We start from the raw sequence: 15,270 nt of genomic DNA, 5'->3' as shown, positions 1-15,270 counted from the left end.
TACAGCCCGATAATCGATGATCGGTACTGTGCACGGTAATTCTGAAGGAGCAGTGTTCGCATGAAGGATGCCGAGCACTCCGAAATCGAGCGGGCCGTGGCGTGGGCGGCGGCCGGGTACGGCCGCCGCCTGCGTCGATCGCCGGTTTGGCTATACGTGGACAATCCGGACGTCAGGTTGCCCGAGCACGGATGGAAACTACATATTTCGGCTCGCAGCACACAGTTCGAGCGGATCGCGCGGATAGTGGTCCCGGCGCTGCTGGCGGCCGGTTGCAATTTCAAATTGGCGCGATCGTCGAAGGTATTGATGTCGTTGAACGAGGGCAGAGACGCCTCGGGATCGATCGGCAAAGCCTTCACCGTATATCCGGACCTCGCACTGATCCAGAGCCTCGGCAAAGAGCTGGCAGAACTGCTCCGGGGTGAAACCGGACCGCGGATCCTCTCCGATCGACGCGTCAGTCCGGACGCTCCCGTCTACTATCGCTACGGCCCATTCCAGCGACAATTGGTCGCGGAATCCGACGGCAGCCTGAATACCCGAATGACCGGGCCGAACGGCGAAATCTTCGACGGGCTGGCCAAACAGGCATATCAGCAACCGCCGTGGGCCGAGGATCCGTTCGGCGCGAGCGACGACCGCCCGGTCGAAATCCTCGGCGACCACTATCGCCCGACGGACGGTCTCAAACAATCCGGCCAGGGCAATGTCTATCGCGCCGAGGATATTCGCACCGGAGAACAGGTCATCGTCAAGCAGGCCCGCGCCTACACCGCCGAAGCCCCTTCCGGCGAGGACGCCTGCCTGCGGCTGCGCAACGAACGGCTCGTCCTCCAGCGTCTCGCCGGAATCGACGGTGTGCCAAGGTTTTTCGATCATTTCCGGCACGGATCCGATGAATATCTGGTCACCAGCTGCGACGGCGAGCACGATCTGACCGAAGACGTCCCGCGCAATGGGCGGTACAGACCGGCCAGGTCCGAAGCGGATCGGGAAGCGCGGACGCTCGACCGGCTGGCGGAACGTTTGGCGCGCATCCTGCTCGAAATCCACGACCGCGGAATAACTGTCACCGATCTGTCGCCGAAGAACGTCGTCATCCGGGAGGCCACCAGTGCGCCGACCTTCATCGATTTCGGGCTGAGCGGTCACGACGATATTCATTTCACCGGCGGCACCCCCGGATATTCGCCGCAGGGGCAGTTGGCCGGTGCGCCTGCCACGCCCGCCGACGATATGTACGCCCTCGGCATGACGCTGCTGTTCGCCGCGACCGGCGCGGTTCCGGTCATGGGCGGACCCGACCCGGACGCGCCGCGCATGCGCGCACTGCAGACCATCCGGCGGATCTACGGCGACCAGCCGCCGCCCTCGATACGCTGCGTCGCCGGTCTGCTCGATGCGGATATCGATCGCCGAACCGCGGCGCTACGAATCCTGAGTTCCGGAAAACCGCGGCAGTTCAACGGATTCCGAACTCCGGACCGGATCACACGAATGGAGCCTGCCGAGCTCGCCGATCGTCTCGTCGACGATATCCTCACCGAGGTCGACACGATGCTCGAAACGGCGGGCGAGTGGCCCGAGGTGAACGTGTACCGCGGCGGCGCGGGCGTCGCCCTCGAACTCCGACACCACCTGCATCGCCCCGATGTCGCCGCAGCCGTCGGCCGCCTGGCCCAATTCACCGCCGCGACGGCGAGCTGGGTGCGCAGCAAACCCGGCTTGTTCGTCGGTTCGACCGGCATCGAGATCATGCTCCGCCGCGTCCGCGCCGATGGGATCGAAATACCAACACTGCCAACCGATTTGGCGTGGCCAGCGGCCGATTGGCGACCGTATGGGGACGATATCATCGTCGGCGCGGCCGGTGTCGGACTCGGACACTGCCTGCTCGCCGAGGCCGTTCCGGACGATCGGGACCGTCACCTCGCGGTGGCCCGCCAGTGCGCGCAAGCGCTGTCCGATCACTCCGATGCCGAATCACGGTATCCCGCAGAGGATCTGCCCGTCGCCGCCGGAATGGACACCACCGCCGGGCTCGGACACGGGCAGGCCGGAATCATCACCGCGCTGCTGCATATGATCCGCGCTGGCGTCATCGAACCGGAGCTTTCCGGGATCGACACCCGAACTCCGGTGCTGTACCGGCAAACTCGTCAGCTGATCGAACGTTCGGGCCGGACAACCGCTGTCCCCCTGTGCGTCTCGTGGTGCCGCGGACTCGCCGGAATCGGCAACGCGCTCCTGGACATAGCCGAAAGCCGCTCCGACGCAGAAGCATTGGACCTCGCCGTCGCCGCGGGCGACAGATGCGCGGAGTGGATCCCCTACCTGTCCCACCCCACCGCCTGCTGCGGTATCGCGGGCGTCGGCGACTTCGTTCTGCGCCTCGCCGACATCACCGCCGAGGCCCGCTTCACCGAGGCGGCCCACTCCGCCATGACCCAACTCCTCCTCCGCGGCATAACCGACAACCCCGACGACCTCCCCCGTCGCCCAACCGACCAGTCCTCCAACATGTCCTGGGCGTCGGGCCGCGCCGGAATCCTCGGCTTCGTCCGCCGCCTGCACACCGGGGATCCCGCTCCCACGATCGGACCGTTCTGACCCTGGTTCGGGACACCGGCCTAGGCGGACAAAACTAGCGCGAATAAGCGGAAAACTCGCCGAAATCGCCTGGTTTTGTCCGTCCAGACCGGACGCTAAACCGCCGAAGGAGCCCCGAAGGTCCTTCGATAATTCCGAGGCGCCGTGCCGACAGTACGGGTGAAGTGGTGCCGCAACGTCACCACCGAGCCGAAGCCCGATTCGTCGGCGATGCGCTCGATCGGCAGGTCGGTGGTCTCCAGCAGTTGCTGTGCACGGTGGATGCGGGCGCTCAGCAGCCATTGCAGCGCGGTCGTGCCGAGCTGAGTTCGGAAGCGGCGCTGCAGGGTTCGAATGCTGAGTCCGGCGTGGTTGGCGATATCGGCCAGCGTGAGCGGGTTTTCGAGGTGTTCCTCGATCCAGGTCAGCACGGGCTGCAATGCCGTCGCGCCCTGCGGCGGCACGTGGCGGTTGATGAACTGGGCCTGGCCGCCCGCACGTTGCGGTGGCATCACGATGCGGCGCGCGGTTTCGGTCGCGACCGCCGATCCGTAATCGCATCGGACCATGTGCAGGCACATATCCATGCCCGCGGACGCGCCCGCCGAGGTGAGGATCGTGTTGTTGTCGACGAAAAGTACCGCGGGGTCGACCTCGATGAGCGGATACCGTCGCGCAAGCTCGTCGCAGTACTGCCAATGAGTTGTCGCGCGGAGTCCGTCGAGCAGGCCCAGGGCGCCCAGTGCGAAGGCACCGGTGCAGATCGACGCGACCCGGGCGCCGCGGCCCACGGCCCGCTCGATGGCATCGGCCAGCCGCGGGGCGGGTGGGTCGAAGATGCTGGCGGCGGCGGGGACGATCACGGTGTCCGCCTCGTCGACGGCGGCGAATGGCCATTTCGGTCGCAACGAAAAGCATTGCTGACCGGATGCCAGCGCATCGGTGGGCTCACCGCAAAACCGCACGTCATAGCAGGGAGAGCCGTCCGGTAGCCGGGCTGCCGCGAAGATCTGGCCGCCGGAGACCGCATCGAAGGCGTTCACACCGTCGGGAATGGTGATCGCGACTACTCGCATGTCGCGATCTTATCGAAAGGCGGCAAGCCCGCCACTCGTTTGCCATCAATTTGCCCAGGACTATTGATCGACCGACCAACTCGGCCGGATTGTCCGAAGGGAGTTACGTGATGACAAGCATGACCACCTTCCCGCGGCGCTGGGGACCCGGACGTGATCGGCGACGCGCGAACATCGGCGCGACACACGAAAGCGCAACGGTCGAACGGTTTTACGAGCTGATGTTCGTCCAGGACTTCGAGCCGGTGCTGAATATGGTCACCGACGACGTGGTGATGTACGTGCCGTGGCAGCTGCCCGGTTTGCCCGCGCGCGCCGTCGGACGCGACGAACTGCGCGACATCGTGATGACGTGGACGGCCGAGCTGTGGAGTGTCGGGCTGGTGACGAGCATCGCGGTCCGGCCGTTCGCGTCCGAGCACGCCTGGCTCGCCGAGGTCGATGGCCGGTTGACGGCGCGGGAGAGCGGGCGCGGCTATCACGCCGAGTTCGTCGGTGAGGTCTGCTTCCGCGACGGTGGCATCGCCTCGGTGAAGCAGTACCACAATGTGCTCAGCCAGGCGATCGCGCTGGGCGCCGATGTGCCGGGGATCAATGTCCCCGGCTACGGGATCGGAGTGCGGCGATGAGCCGCGGCGCGAAACCGGCTGTGGCGCAGTCGGTCAACCGAATCATCTGCGCCGTGTTGGCCGCGTCCGCGACGTTCGGCGTGAGCACCGCGGTGGCATCGGCCGAGCCGATCCCGAATCCGCCCCGGGTCGCACCGGGATACGCGGGCTCGCATTCCGCCGACACCATCGGATACGGCCCGGAACTGCCGGACGAAACGGCCGCCTTCGCCTACGGGTTCTTCAACCCCGACGTCGCGCCGCAGGGCGCCAACAACTGGGGATGCAAACCCGACGGCGCCCATCCGCGCCCGGTCGTACTCGTGCACGGAACTTGGGCGAACGCCTACGGCGCGTACGCCGGCATGTCCCCACAACTCGCGCGGGCGGGCTACTGCGTATTCACCTTCAATTTCGGTCGCCCCAATGTCCCCGGGCCCGGACTCGACGCACTACTACCCGGCGCCACCGGTGACATCCCGGAGTCGACCGGACAACTGGCCGTCTTCGTCGACCGTGTGCTCGCCGCGACCGGCGCCGATCAGGTGGATATGATCGCGCACTCTCAGGGCGCCGTGGAGGCACGCCGGTATTTGAAGTTCAATGGCGGCGCGAACCCTGACGATCCGGCCCGCAACAAGGTCAAACACCTCATCACCTACGGTGGCACCAATCACGGCACCTCGCTCGACGGATTCGGCACGCTCATCTTGGCCATCCAGAGCAAACTCCCGCCCGGCGTCATCGATCTGCATGTGCCGTTCACCCAAGCCATGGGCGCGGGCGGAATCCAGCAGGTGTACGACTCGCCGGTGATCCTGGAGCTGAACGAGGGCGGCGACACCATGCCGGGTGTCGACTACACCATCGTCGGCGACCGCTACGACGAGGTGTCCACCCCGTTCGACAAGACGTTCCTCACGCCGGGACCCGGCGCGACCGTCGATAACGTTGTCCTGCAAGACGGTTGCCCACAGGACACCTCCGACCACAACTCGATGCTCTTCTCGCCGAGAGCCATATCGATCGCGCTGCACGCACTGGACCCGGTCGCCCATCCCGACCTGGCATGCACCGGCAACCCCTGGCTGCTCTGAATCTCGATGTTGCGACCGAAAGGAGGTGACTGAGGCGTCGGTCGGTGGCTGGCGGCAGCGACCAGCCACCGACCTGACGGTCTCGATTCGGCCCCGCAACGGGCAACCAAGCCAACGGATTCCAGGCTCGATTGCCCGGGGGCGAAGCAGCACACCGGCTGAGCCATCGCATCGGATGTGAGGACATCAGGTGACGTTCTGCCCTTGGACCGGACGAACTCGGAGGGCACGATTGATGCGTGTCGCACCGAATCCCGGTGCGGGATAATGCAATTCGAGAGGGCAGAAATATGAAACCATTGTCGGAATCGCTGATGGATCTCGCGGCCAGGGTGAAGCAGTTCGAGGAGTCGTCCGCCGCGGCACGGGAGAAGAATCGCGCCGTATTGCAGACTCGGCGGGAAGAGCTCGGGGCCACCCTCGACCGCGAGAAGACCGAATTCGAGAAGACCACGGCGGAGCTGCGGGAGGCCGCGCAGAAGTGGTGGTCGGACACCAGGGAGGCCATCGAGGGTCAGATCACCGTGATGCGTGCCGATTTCGAGAAGTGGCAGGCCGAGATCAAGGCGCAGCGCGCCGAACACGGCGAGGGCAGCAAGTCCGCCGAGCCGATGGGCAAAGGCTGACTAAGTAACCCGCCGGAAGAAGTGTGGGATGGTGCCGAGCAACGCGGCCAGCGAGATGACGATGAACAGGATCTGGTGGACGTGGTCCTTGCCCGGTGGCAGCTCACCGATCAGATGGGCCAGCCAGAACACGGGATAGAACCACAGCGTCCACCAGGCCCATCGTTCGCGGCGCCGGAAGGCGAAGATCGTGATCAGCAGCCCGAACAGTCCGGTTCCGATGCTGGCAATGGCATCGGCCTGCCACAGCCCCTCGTCGCCGGACAGATGTGTCACCGAGGCGATCACGCCGAACGCGATGATCGCGACGCCGATCAGGGCCAGACCGAGCCATGCCGCCAGGAATGCCTTCGGCCTGCTCACATTCCGATATCCGAACTGCCCGAATGGGTTTCGGCTCAAGGTTTACGTCCGACACCGGCCCAGATCCAGGCGGGTCCGGTGCCCGCTTCGACCTCGAACAGTGGTTCCTCGGCGAGTTCGGGGTGCCAGTCTTCCAACGTGACCACCCCCGGTTCCACGAGTTCCATTCCGTTGAAGAATCTTTCGGTCTCGGCGCGGGTGCGGGGGACCATGGTGATACCGGCGTGCTCGCAGGCCTGCACGCCGCGTTGCGCGGCCGCCGGATTGAAGTCGGCGGTGGGGTGACTGATCGTCAGGCTGCTCCCGGACGGCACCGCGTCGAGCAGCCGCGCGACGATGCCGTAGGGATCGTCCGAGTCGCGGAAGTACATCATTATCAACGTCAACGTGATGGCGACGGGGCGGGTGAGGTCGAGGGTGTCGGTGAGCGCCGGGTCGGTCAGGATCGATTCGGGGTCGTGCAGGTCGGCGTGGATGAACGCGGTCTTGCCCTCCTCCGTGCTGACCATCAGGGCGCGCGCATGCGCGAGGACGAGCGGATCCTTGTCCACGTAGACGATTCGCGCCGCCGGGTTCACGTCCTGGGCCACCTGGTGGGTGTTGCGCGCGGTCGGTAGGCCGGTGCCGATATCGAGGAACTGGGTGATGCCCAGTTCGGTCATCGCGTAGCGCACCGCGCGGCCGAGGAAGGAACGGTTGTGCCGCACCATGGTTCGAATGCCGGGAACATGGGTGGCGATCTGATCGCCTAGTGCGCGATCGACCGGATAGTTGTCTCGCCCGCCGAGCCAGTAATCGTAGAACCGGGCCTCGTGCGCTTTGTTCGTGTTGATACTCGTCGGCAAACGGGAGCTTATCCGCCCGCGACTATCCGACATGACGTTCCCTCTCCGCGGGTGGTCGCGCAGGACCTGCCGATCTCACCACACCTACCTACCGCCGGTTCGCGGCGGCTCGCGAAAGTTCAGGAAGACAGGATATTCCGGTGAACCCCTGGCATATCGCGAATTGGACCGATCCGATGGCCTGATTCTGGACCCGATTGGACGCGCGGTGGTCAGGCAGCGGGCTTCGCGATGCGGTGGGCGAGGTGTCCGAGTGCGAGCAGCGGGAAGATGTCGGCGAGGACCGGGACGGTGAATCGCACCGGTCGCGGCCCGACCGAATCGGAGATGGAGTCGATGCCGCCGTCTTCGCGCTGGCAGGTCAGCAGGTAGGCCGCCGCGCGCACGGCCGGTCCCGGATCGTCCTGACAGCACAGGGCGATGAGGGCGTAGGCGGTGCTGATCGCGTCGCTGGGTTCCCCGGATTGCTGACCCCAGCCGCCATCGGGATTCTGACCGTCCAGTACGAGGGTCATGATTCGTTTGATCATCTGCTGGAGATAGGCGGGTTGATGGCGGGGGTTGCGGGTGGCCGCGAGCAATGCGCGGAAGACGGCGTGCAGGCGGCTGCTGGACCAGGCGGGCGGGAAGGATCCGTCCTCGCATTGCTGGCCCGCCAGGAATTCGAGCCCGGAGACGATGACGTCGCGATGGCGTTGCCAGCGTGTTGTGAGCGCGTCCACCACGGCGGCGGTCATACAGGCCTCCGACGCCGCCCCGGCGATATAGGTGGGGAATCCACCGTCGGGGTTGCGGACCGCGAGCATCGATTGCTCGCCCCGGCGGATCGCTTCGCGATACCTGCCGGTATCGAGTATGTCCAGGAATTGGACGACGACCGAGGTGTCGTCGACGTCGGTCTGATGCGCCAGGTCGGTGTAGGACCAGCCGCCGTCGGGCTGCTGCTGCGACAGCAGATGTGCGGCGATTCGGTGCAGGACATCGCGTGGGGCTCCGGTAATCGCAAGCGCGACACCGGCATTGGCGGTGCACCAGATGTCGGCGTCGCCGACGAACGGCATTCCACCGTCTTCCTGTTGGTGCGCAACGGCTTTGGCAATCCCTTCGGCCACAACGCTTTCCGTGCCGGGTAGGCGGTGCAGGGCGTGCAGCGACCACAGGTGGAGCAGGACGTTGTTTTCCCAAATATCGCTCTGGCGTTGGGTTTCCAGCAGTGTCCGAACGTCGTCGTCGTTGATGCGGTCGCGACGGCCGGTGGCGTCGGCGAGAACGATCTTCACGGCGGTGACCTGCACCCTGGCCCAGCAGTGCAGGCCGGCCAGATCGAAGGCCGCCGGATCGAGCGGGCGACGGGGCATGAGGCCGTACAGGGCGAAGATCGCATCGAGCATGGCGTGTTTGCGGGCGCCGGTGAAGCTGGGCGCCTGAGCGACGAATGCCTCGGCCAGTCCCGCGGGGGGATCTACCGCGGCGCGGGTGAGTGCCAGGTCTACGAGGATTCGGGCCAGCGGGTCGGTTGTGGTCTGTGCCCGCAGATAGCCGGTGAGGCGGGCGCGCCGCTCGGGTTGTGAATCGGTGCGCTCCAACAGGTTGAGCGCGAGCACCGACTCGAGGATTCGGCTGCGGCAGGTGTCGCGCACCGCGCCGTCGGGGCCGACGCGGGCCAGCAGATGGGACCGCAGCCGCGCGGTCGCGCCGTCGATGGCGGCGGAAAAGAGTTCATGGGGCCAGGGCGCCTGGGCTGAGGTGGGTATCGCAGGTCGCATCGTTGACCCCCACGATCGTAGGAACCTTGGGCTGCGGGCATCGCAACATCGGGCCCCGGGAAGTCGAGTTTCGCGCGCCGGGCCGATCGGGATCTCGGTGTAGCCGCTCGACCTTCAAGAACTCGAAATTTGCTGTGCGCCAATTGTACCCACCTTCGTCGCGACAGCGGTCGGCGATTGCGGCTTTTGCCCCTTTCGGGTTTGCCGTAGCGTATTCGGTAATCCGTATCCAGTGGTCACGAGGTTTCGTCGTGAGGAAATCATGCCGACCTACGACGGGTACATATTCGACTTCGACGGCACCTTGCTCGACACCGAGCGGCTCGGTGTCGATGCGGCGCTCGCGGCGCTGGCCCGGTTCGGCGCTCATCCGCCGTGGCAGTGGTGCGCCGCCGAACCATTGGTCTCCATGGCGCGGTTGCGGACCCGCCTCGGCACCGATTTCGGGATCCACCTCGACTGTTCCGATGACGAGCTGACCACCACCGCACTCGGCTACTGGCTCGACCATCGCGACGAGATCCGGCCGACTCCGGTGGTCGCGATCGCGGTCGAGCTGGCGGCGGCGGGCGCGCGACTGGCCGTCGCCTCGGCGAACTACGCCGAACTGGTGCGTGCGGGACTCGAGATCGCCGGTATCGCAACGCTGTTCGACGCCGTCGTGACCAGGGAACACGTCCGCGCGGTCAAACCGGCGCCGGAGGCGTATCTGCTCGCGGCCGCACGCTTGGGCGTGGCTCCCGGCCGATGTCTGGCCTATGAGAACTCCTCCGTGGGAATCGATGCGGCCATCGGCGCGGGCATGACCGTCGTCGATGTGCGTCGGGAAAACCGCTCCCCCGCAACAGATTTCGCATTCCGGAAAGCTATCGCGCACTAACCTCTTGAAAAGAACATACGGCCGTACGTATTCTCTACCGGGTGAACCCACACATGCTCGCCGAAGCGAGCGACCCCTTTTGCTTGGACCAGACAGCGGCCACGGCACTGCTGACCGGCGCCCCGTGGGGCCGGTATGCCGTTATGGGCGACAGCCTTTCGGCCGGAACCGGCGATCCCACCGAGGGTTACCGGGACCAAGGCTGGCCGGACCGAGTCGCCGGGGCGCTGCGGTCCGTCCGGCCGGATCTGCGATACCTGAACGTCGCCGAAATCGGGGCTACGACCGAACGGACGCTCGAACACCAGGCGGCCCGCATCGTCGAATTCGCACCGGACCTGCTGCACCTGCCCTGCGGGGCCAACGACATCGTCCGGCGCACACCGGATTTCGATGCGATAGCCCGAACGCTTCGGCGGATGTACGACCTGGCGAAAGGCACCGGCGCTCTGCTGACCACCTTCACCCTCGGCAGGGCGTATGTCGTACCCGTATTCCCTGGCTGGGCGCAGCGGGTCGCCGCGGTCAACGAGATCGTGCGCGGGCTCGCCGCCGAATACGACGCACTCGTGGTCGACATGTGGGATCACCCGGTCAACGACCGCGACAACCTGCTCAGCGCCGACCGCATCCACTTCTCGACCTCGGGTCAGGCCGTCATGGCGGCCGAGATGGTCAAGAAGCTGGCCGGTTTCCTAGGAGGTTCAGGTCGTGGTGAGTAACCAACGGTCGGTCAGCAGGCCGGTTGTCGCCATCCCATGGGTGTGCGGCGGAGCGCTGGGTGTCGCCGTTATCGGAGCGGTCTTCGTCGCGTCGTTCCATCCCGAGTCGGTGAGCAGCGCCGCCGCCGCGGGCCACGCCCTCGCCGTCGCGTCGTTCGGGACGTTCGCCATCGCCGGGCTGGCGGGCATCGTCGTCTTCCTGCTGCCGAAGGCGGCGCAGAGCTGAATGCGTTGCGCCGCAGTGTATTCCGGCTGAGCCCATTCGGATGTCCGAATGGGCTCAGCCCGTTCACCACTGGCCGGGGACGTACCCTCCGCCGAGCTGACCGGAGATCACGTTCAGCCGGTTCCACGCGTTGATGGTGGCGATCAACGAGATCAGCGCGCCGATCTGATCGTCGTCGTACTTCTCGCGCGGGACATCACGATGCTCCTATCGGATCACTTGCAGGACGAGGGTCGCGGCGGCGGGTGCCAGATACAGCAGCGGGAACACCGTGGTCCGGTACGAATGCGCCCGGATGGTGGTGGCCGCCGCGCCGAGGAAGTAGAGGATCAGCGCGACAGCGGCGGCGATTCCGAGCACCGGGACGAAGAATCCGGCGAGTAAGCCGAGCGCGCCCGCGGATTTGGCCAACGCGAGCCAATTCCACCAGGACTTCGGCACCCCGTATTCGACGAGCGGCTCGACGACGAATTCCTTTTGGGCGAACAGCGAATAACCGGAGAAGCCGATCCAGAGGGCGGCCACCACGCCGACGATGTGATAGGCGATATTCATTGTGCTGAAGTCCTAACGCTCGTCGATGATTTCGCCGTTTTGCGCGGTCGCGTCCGCCGTCAACGCCATCGTCGCGGCGGTGAGCGCGAAGCCCTGCGCCGCGGCGAGCGCGGTGAGCATCCGCTCGGCCGACTCCCAGCGCCAGGTGTCGGTGTAGCTGCCGTCTTCCAGGCGGGTCAGCCGAGTTTCGGTCAATCCTGGGACGGCCCTGCGGATTCCGTCGATCAAGGTGGCGCGCTGCGCCAGCAGGGCGTCGAGATCGGCATCGGCAACGCGGTACCGATGCACTCTCATCACGGCCATGACATGGGCTCCTTCATTGTCTCGGTGACAACGAAAAGCCTCACATCGCGGCGACGCCGTCAGTAGTGCCGCGGGCACCGGTCCGACGTGCGACCCGCAGTGTCGGCACCGTGCAAATTGCACATCGGCGAGGTCAGCACGGAATGAGCGCCGTGAGCAGGAATTCGTCGCCGGTGCCCGAGGCCGCGAAGGATCCGCCCGCACCGGTCACCCGCGCCCGCATATTGCGCAGACCCTGCCCATCGGAATCGGGCTCGCCGGTGGCGCCGTTGTTGTGGATTCTCAGGCGCAGCTGGCCGTCGTGCCGTCGGCATTCGATGGCCACCCGGGTGGCCGCGCTGTGGCGGAGCACATTGGTGACCGCCTCCCGCACCACCGGTGCGAGTACCGCACCCGCCCGCTCCGGCAGATCCTCGTCATAGGCCACGTCGACGTCGCCGCACGCGGCGGCGAGTGCCTGTGCGGCCAGCCGCAGTTCGTGCCGCAACGAGCGGGCGGTGTTGTCGTCGACGAGCGCGATCGCCTCGGTTCTGGCGTTGGCGGCGATCCGCAGTGCCTGATCGAGCTCAGCGATCGCCCGGTCCTGGTCGCGGACAACCAGCTCGGCGACGAGGTCGCTCTTCAATGCCAGCACCGACAGCGTCAGGCCGAGTAGATCGTGGATGTCGCGGGCGATGCGCAGCCGCTCCACCTGCAGCGTCATCCGCACCAGCGCCGCGCGCGCCTCGTTCAGCCGCACCGACAGCTGCCGGAACCGCGCGAGCCCGTACAGCACCAGCGTGGCCTCGGCGGCGGGAATGATCCAGTTGCCGTGGCCGGACAGCCCCGAGGTCGGCACCGAATACGCGGCCCGCAGCGCGAACAGACCGGCGACGGCGATCGCCGCGCGCATACCGGACAGCGACAGCAGGGCCGACACCGCGAGCAGCATCAGCCAGACGGACCACGAGCCCACCCACGGCAGCGGCGCCAATGTGGCCGCCGCCTGGACGAGCAGCAGACGCCGGGCCCACCGCGGCCAAAACAACTGGCCCAGGAGCAAAATCGACATCGTCGCGCCACCGAGTACGGTCGGCCAGTACGGTCGCCCGATCTCCACGGCCTCGATCACCGTCCACCCCGCCAGTCCGACGACCAACGCGACCAGCGTCAGCTGCGGCGCAAGTCGAGAAGTCGCCGAGTCCGGGGGCAGCCTGGTGAGGGCGCCCTGCCGGATCGCCGTCTGCCGGACGGTGCCGATGATCTCCCGGGTGGCGCTCGCGGCCGCGCCGACGGCGTCCCGCGCCCGCAGCGGATCCGCCGCCGCACGCGCCCGCTGTAGCAGGTCGATCACGGATGTCAGCCGGTCGCCGAGCGCGGCACGCAGCCGCTGCGTCGCCTCCAGACGTTCCCGCGCCAACGTCAATTCGGCGAGTTCATGCCTGCTCGAGCGCAACTCGTCGATCAGGATCGGAAGGCGCAGCAGCACATAGACCACCAGGCCGATCGCAGCCGTGGTCACCGCGGCATAGAGGTAGTCGTGCCGTCCGCCGTGTATGCCGCCGGAGACCGCGACGACCAGCAGGAACCCGAACCTTGCCCAGCGCAGGGGCAAACACCACAGTACCGTGGCCGCCAGCAGGCCGTCGAGATTCACCGCCCCGGTCGACAAGGCGAACGGCAGGTAGGTGACCAGCAGCTGGATCGGCAGTATCCACGCTCGGCCGCCGGACCGCCGCTGCGCCAGGACGAGCAGAACGGCTTGCGCCGCACAGCAAATCGCCGGTACCGCCCCAGCTCCATTCATCGACACCGACACCGTGATCAGGATCAAGAACAGGTACCCGGTGCAGCGGGGCAAAAAAGACACGCCCAAGATTGCATACCAGGTAGGGCCGCGAGAGCAAGCGAACTACGGCCTGACCTGCGGTGAGGAGTGTGGAAATGATCAGGGTGCTGGTAGCCGAGGATATGCGCCTGCTGCGCGAAACCCTCGTGGCGACACTGGAATTGGAGGAGGACGTCGATATCGTCGCCGCGCTGGATCGCGGCGAGTCTATCGTTGCCACAGCAATCGCCGAGCGTGCCCGGGTCGCGATCCTGGACATTGACCTACCGGGCCAGGACGGGTTGACCGCCGCCGCCGGACTGCGCGACCACTGCCCGGACTGCCGCGTACTCATCCTGACCGCGCTCACCAGCCCCGGATATGTCAAGCGCGCCACCGAGATCGGTGTGGCGGGCTTCGTCCTCAAGGACAGCCCACGCGAAGAACTGCTGCACGCCGTGCGGACCGTGGCCGCGGGCGGCGTCGTACTCGACCCGGGGTTGGCCTTCACCGCGCTGCGCACCGCGGACAGCCCGCTCACCGACCGGGAAGCCGACGTGTTGCGCCGCTACGCCGCGGGCGCCGACCCCAAGGAGATCGCCACCGGGCTGCACCTTTCCTACGGCACCGTGCGCAACTATCTGGCCGCCGCGGTATCGAAACTGCAGGCCCGCAACCGGGTCGACGCCGTCCGCCGCGCCACGGACGCGGGCTGGTTGTAGGGCATGTCCGCAAAGTCCGAATGGGTCTTTGCGGACGTGCCCTGGGTTCACGGCAGGTCGGAGAAGCGCACGTTGTGTGCGACGGCGGTCACCTGTAGGCCATTGGCGCTCGGCTGGATGGACGTCACCCGTGCGCCGAGCGGCAGCCGCTGCAACGGCACCGTGAAGGTGAGCGTCCGGCGCAGCATCGCCAGCGGGATCGTCGGCCCGCCCGCCGCGGCCTGGACCGAGACCGGCGTGACCTCGATGCCGTCGTCGGTCGGCGCGACGGTGACGACAACGGTCGCGGGCATCGGAATGCCCTCCACCGAGAACGTCCCGGCGACACGTAACCCGTTGGGGCTGTTGGAGATCGATTCCACACCCGAGGGCGCGAAACCCTTCACGGTGTCGTAGGGAATCAGGGCCGTCGCGTTGGCCGTCGCCGCGACGAAATTCGACGTCCGGCTGTCGATCACATCGCTCAGCGGCGCGGATACGTCGGTCAGCGTGACATCGAGATCGTGCACGGAGATCTTCTGATCGCTCCAGTCGCCCACCCGGATATCGATGTCGTGGTAGTTGCCGCCGACGGCCTGCGTCAGGAACGGGAAGCCACCGATCCGGACTCGCGGTTCGTTCGGCAGCTTGTATTGGGCGGCGATCTGTCTGCCGATCTCGTTCTGCGCCACCACGACCCCGACCCGGTCGCCGACGATCGCCGCGATCGCCAGGACGACGATCAGTATCAGTATTGCCCGCATGCACTCACCCTCTCGGCCATCCCACCATCATGCTGTGGATCCGAACCGACCGGTGGTGTCGACCCGCGCCCGCGAGCTCAATCCCTCGGCGGCAGTGGGTAAATGCGGACGCAGATCATCAGCCACAGGACACCGAGCAGCCAGCCTGCCAGGATGTCGGTGGGCCAGTGCACGCGCCGACCGCAGCCAAACCAATGAGGGCGGAAATCCTGCCGCGGTGGCGCCGGAACTGCGGCGCTATTTCGGCGGGGCCGAGTAGGACGATCGCGGTCATGAGCACAGCCAGGGCGCAGGTCAGCTGCGCGGTCAGCGCCTCACGCGCGGGGCTCGATCCGAACG

The 15,270-nt window shown here is 66.5% G+C and carries 17 protein-coding genes; 8 read left to right on the top strand and 9 right to left on the bottom strand.

Annotation, left to right across the window (positions count from 1 at the left end):
• Positions 1-60 precede the first annotated feature (60 nt).
• Positions 61-2,613 (top strand): lanthionine synthetase LanC family protein, encoded by a 2,553-nt coding sequence (locus tag F5544_RS09030; RefSeq protein ID WP_167472767.1) that lies wholly within the window; start codon positions 61-63, stop codon positions 2,611-2,613.
• Positions 2,614-2,708: 95 nt separating this feature from the next.
• On the opposite strand, the gene F5544_RS09025 is transcribed toward F5544_RS09030, so the two are convergent.
• The gene (locus F5544_RS09025; protein WP_167472766.1) at positions 2,709-3,668 is read right to left on the bottom strand and encodes a GlxA family transcriptional regulator; all 960 of its coding nucleotides are present in this window, start codon (positions 3,666-3,668) and stop codon (positions 2,709-2,711) included.
• 110 nt (positions 3,669-3,778) lie between these two features.
• Here F5544_RS09025 and F5544_RS09020 point away from each other — a divergent pair, with 110 nt between their 5' ends.
• From F5544_RS09020 to F5544_RS09010, 3 genes are all read left to right on the top strand, one after another.
• Positions 3,779-4,297 (top strand): nuclear transport factor 2 family protein, encoded by a 519-nt coding sequence (locus F5544_RS09020; protein ID WP_167472765.1) that lies wholly within the window; start codon positions 3,779-3,781, stop codon positions 4,295-4,297.
• Positions 4,294-5,373: an esterase/lipase family protein gene (locus F5544_RS09015; protein WP_167472764.1), complete on the top strand. Its 1,080-nt coding sequence runs from the start codon at positions 4,294-4,296 to the stop codon at positions 5,371-5,373. Before F5544_RS09020 ends, F5544_RS09015 begins: the two co-directional genes overlap by 4 nt.
• Positions 5,374-5,663: 290 nt before the next feature.
• Complete coding sequence (locus F5544_RS09010) at positions 5,664-5,999, top strand: hypothetical protein (protein WP_167472763.1); 336 nt, start codon at positions 5,664-5,666, stop codon at positions 5,997-5,999.
• On the opposite strand, the gene F5544_RS09005 is transcribed toward F5544_RS09010, so the two are convergent.
• The 3 genes from F5544_RS09005 to F5544_RS08995 all read right to left on the bottom strand — a co-directional run bounded on the left by F5544_RS09005 (position 6,000) and on the right by F5544_RS08995 (position 8,973).
• Positions 6,000-6,362 carry a hypothetical protein gene (locus F5544_RS09005; protein WP_167472762.1) on the bottom strand — a complete coding sequence of 121 codons (363 nt, stop codon included), beginning with the start codon at positions 6,360-6,362 and terminating at the stop codon, positions 6,000-6,002. It lies immediately after the preceding gene.
• A gap of 35 nt (positions 6,363-6,397) precedes the next feature.
• Complete coding sequence (locus F5544_RS09000) at positions 6,398-7,240, bottom strand: SAM-dependent methyltransferase (protein WP_167472761.1); 843 nt, start codon at positions 7,238-7,240, stop codon at positions 6,398-6,400.
• A 179-nt stretch (positions 7,241-7,419) separates the two neighbouring features.
• On the bottom strand, positions 7,420-8,973 hold the full coding sequence (locus F5544_RS08995; RefSeq protein ID WP_167472760.1) for a prenyltransferase/squalene oxidase repeat-containing protein: 1,554 nt from the start codon (positions 8,971-8,973) through the stop codon (positions 7,420-7,422).
• A 262-nt stretch (positions 8,974-9,235) separates the two neighbouring features.
• On the opposite strand from F5544_RS08995, the gene F5544_RS08990 reads away from it, so the two are divergent.
• Genes F5544_RS08990 through F5544_RS08980 form a run of 3 tightly spaced genes read left to right on the top strand, consistent with a single transcriptional unit; the run spans position 9,236 to position 10,801 of the window.
• Positions 9,236-9,853 (top strand): HAD family hydrolase, encoded by a 618-nt coding sequence (locus tag F5544_RS08990; RefSeq protein ID WP_167472759.1) that lies wholly within the window; start codon positions 9,236-9,238, stop codon positions 9,851-9,853.
• A gap of 41 nt (positions 9,854-9,894) precedes the next feature.
• Positions 9,895-10,575: an SGNH/GDSL hydrolase family protein gene (locus F5544_RS08985; protein ID WP_238847165.1), complete on the top strand. Its 681-nt coding sequence runs from the start codon at positions 9,895-9,897 to the stop codon at positions 10,573-10,575.
• Entirely contained in the window at positions 10,568-10,801 is a 234-nt protein-coding gene (locus F5544_RS08980) for a hypothetical protein (protein WP_238847164.1), read from the top strand. Before F5544_RS08985 ends, F5544_RS08980 begins: the two co-directional genes overlap by 8 nt.
• A gap of 207 nt (positions 10,802-11,008) precedes the next feature.
• Here F5544_RS08980 and F5544_RS08970 read toward each other — a convergent pair whose 3' ends face one another.
• The 3 genes from F5544_RS08970 to F5544_RS08960 form a co-directional block, all read right to left on the bottom strand.
• Positions 11,009-11,356 carry a DoxX family protein gene (locus F5544_RS08970; RefSeq protein WP_167472758.1) on the bottom strand — a complete coding sequence of 116 codons (348 nt, stop codon included), beginning with the start codon at positions 11,354-11,356 and terminating at the stop codon, positions 11,009-11,011.
• 12 nt (positions 11,357-11,368) lie between these two features.
• Entirely contained in the window at positions 11,369-11,659 is a 291-nt protein-coding gene (locus F5544_RS08965; protein ID WP_167472757.1) for a hypothetical protein, read from the bottom strand.
• A gap of 133 nt (positions 11,660-11,792) precedes the next feature.
• Positions 11,793-13,508 carry a sensor histidine kinase gene (locus F5544_RS08960; protein ID WP_167472756.1) on the bottom strand — a complete coding sequence of 572 codons (1,716 nt, stop codon included), beginning with the start codon at positions 13,506-13,508 and terminating at the stop codon, positions 11,793-11,795.
• A 74-nt stretch (positions 13,509-13,582) separates the two neighbouring features.
• Here F5544_RS08960 and F5544_RS08955 point away from each other — a divergent pair, with 74 nt between their 5' ends.
• On the top strand, positions 13,583-14,188 hold the full coding sequence (locus tag F5544_RS08955) for a response regulator transcription factor (RefSeq protein ID WP_167472755.1): 606 nt from the start codon (positions 13,583-13,585) through the stop codon (positions 14,186-14,188).
• 47 nt (positions 14,189-14,235) lie between these two features.
• Here F5544_RS08955 and F5544_RS08950 read toward each other — a convergent pair whose 3' ends face one another.
• Both F5544_RS08950 and F5544_RS08945 read right to left on the bottom strand, forming a co-directional pair.
• Complete coding sequence (locus F5544_RS08950; protein ID WP_167472754.1) at positions 14,236-14,931, bottom strand: LmeA family phospholipid-binding protein; 696 nt, start codon at positions 14,929-14,931, stop codon at positions 14,236-14,238.
• Positions 14,932-15,008: 77 nt separating this feature from the next.
• A complete protein-coding gene (locus F5544_RS08945; protein ID WP_167472753.1) occupies positions 15,009-15,104 on the bottom strand; it encodes a phosphatase PAP2 family protein in 96 nt (31 codons plus the stop codon).
• Positions 15,105-15,270: the final 166 nt, after the last annotated feature.

It is taken from the genome of Nocardia arthritidis (assembly GCF_011801145.1).
Lineage (GTDB): Bacteria > Actinomycetota > Actinomycetes > Mycobacteriales > Mycobacteriaceae > Nocardia > Nocardia arthritidis_A.
Note: the sequence above shows the minus strand (reverse complement) of the source record. Positions and strands in the feature narration are given on the sequence as shown.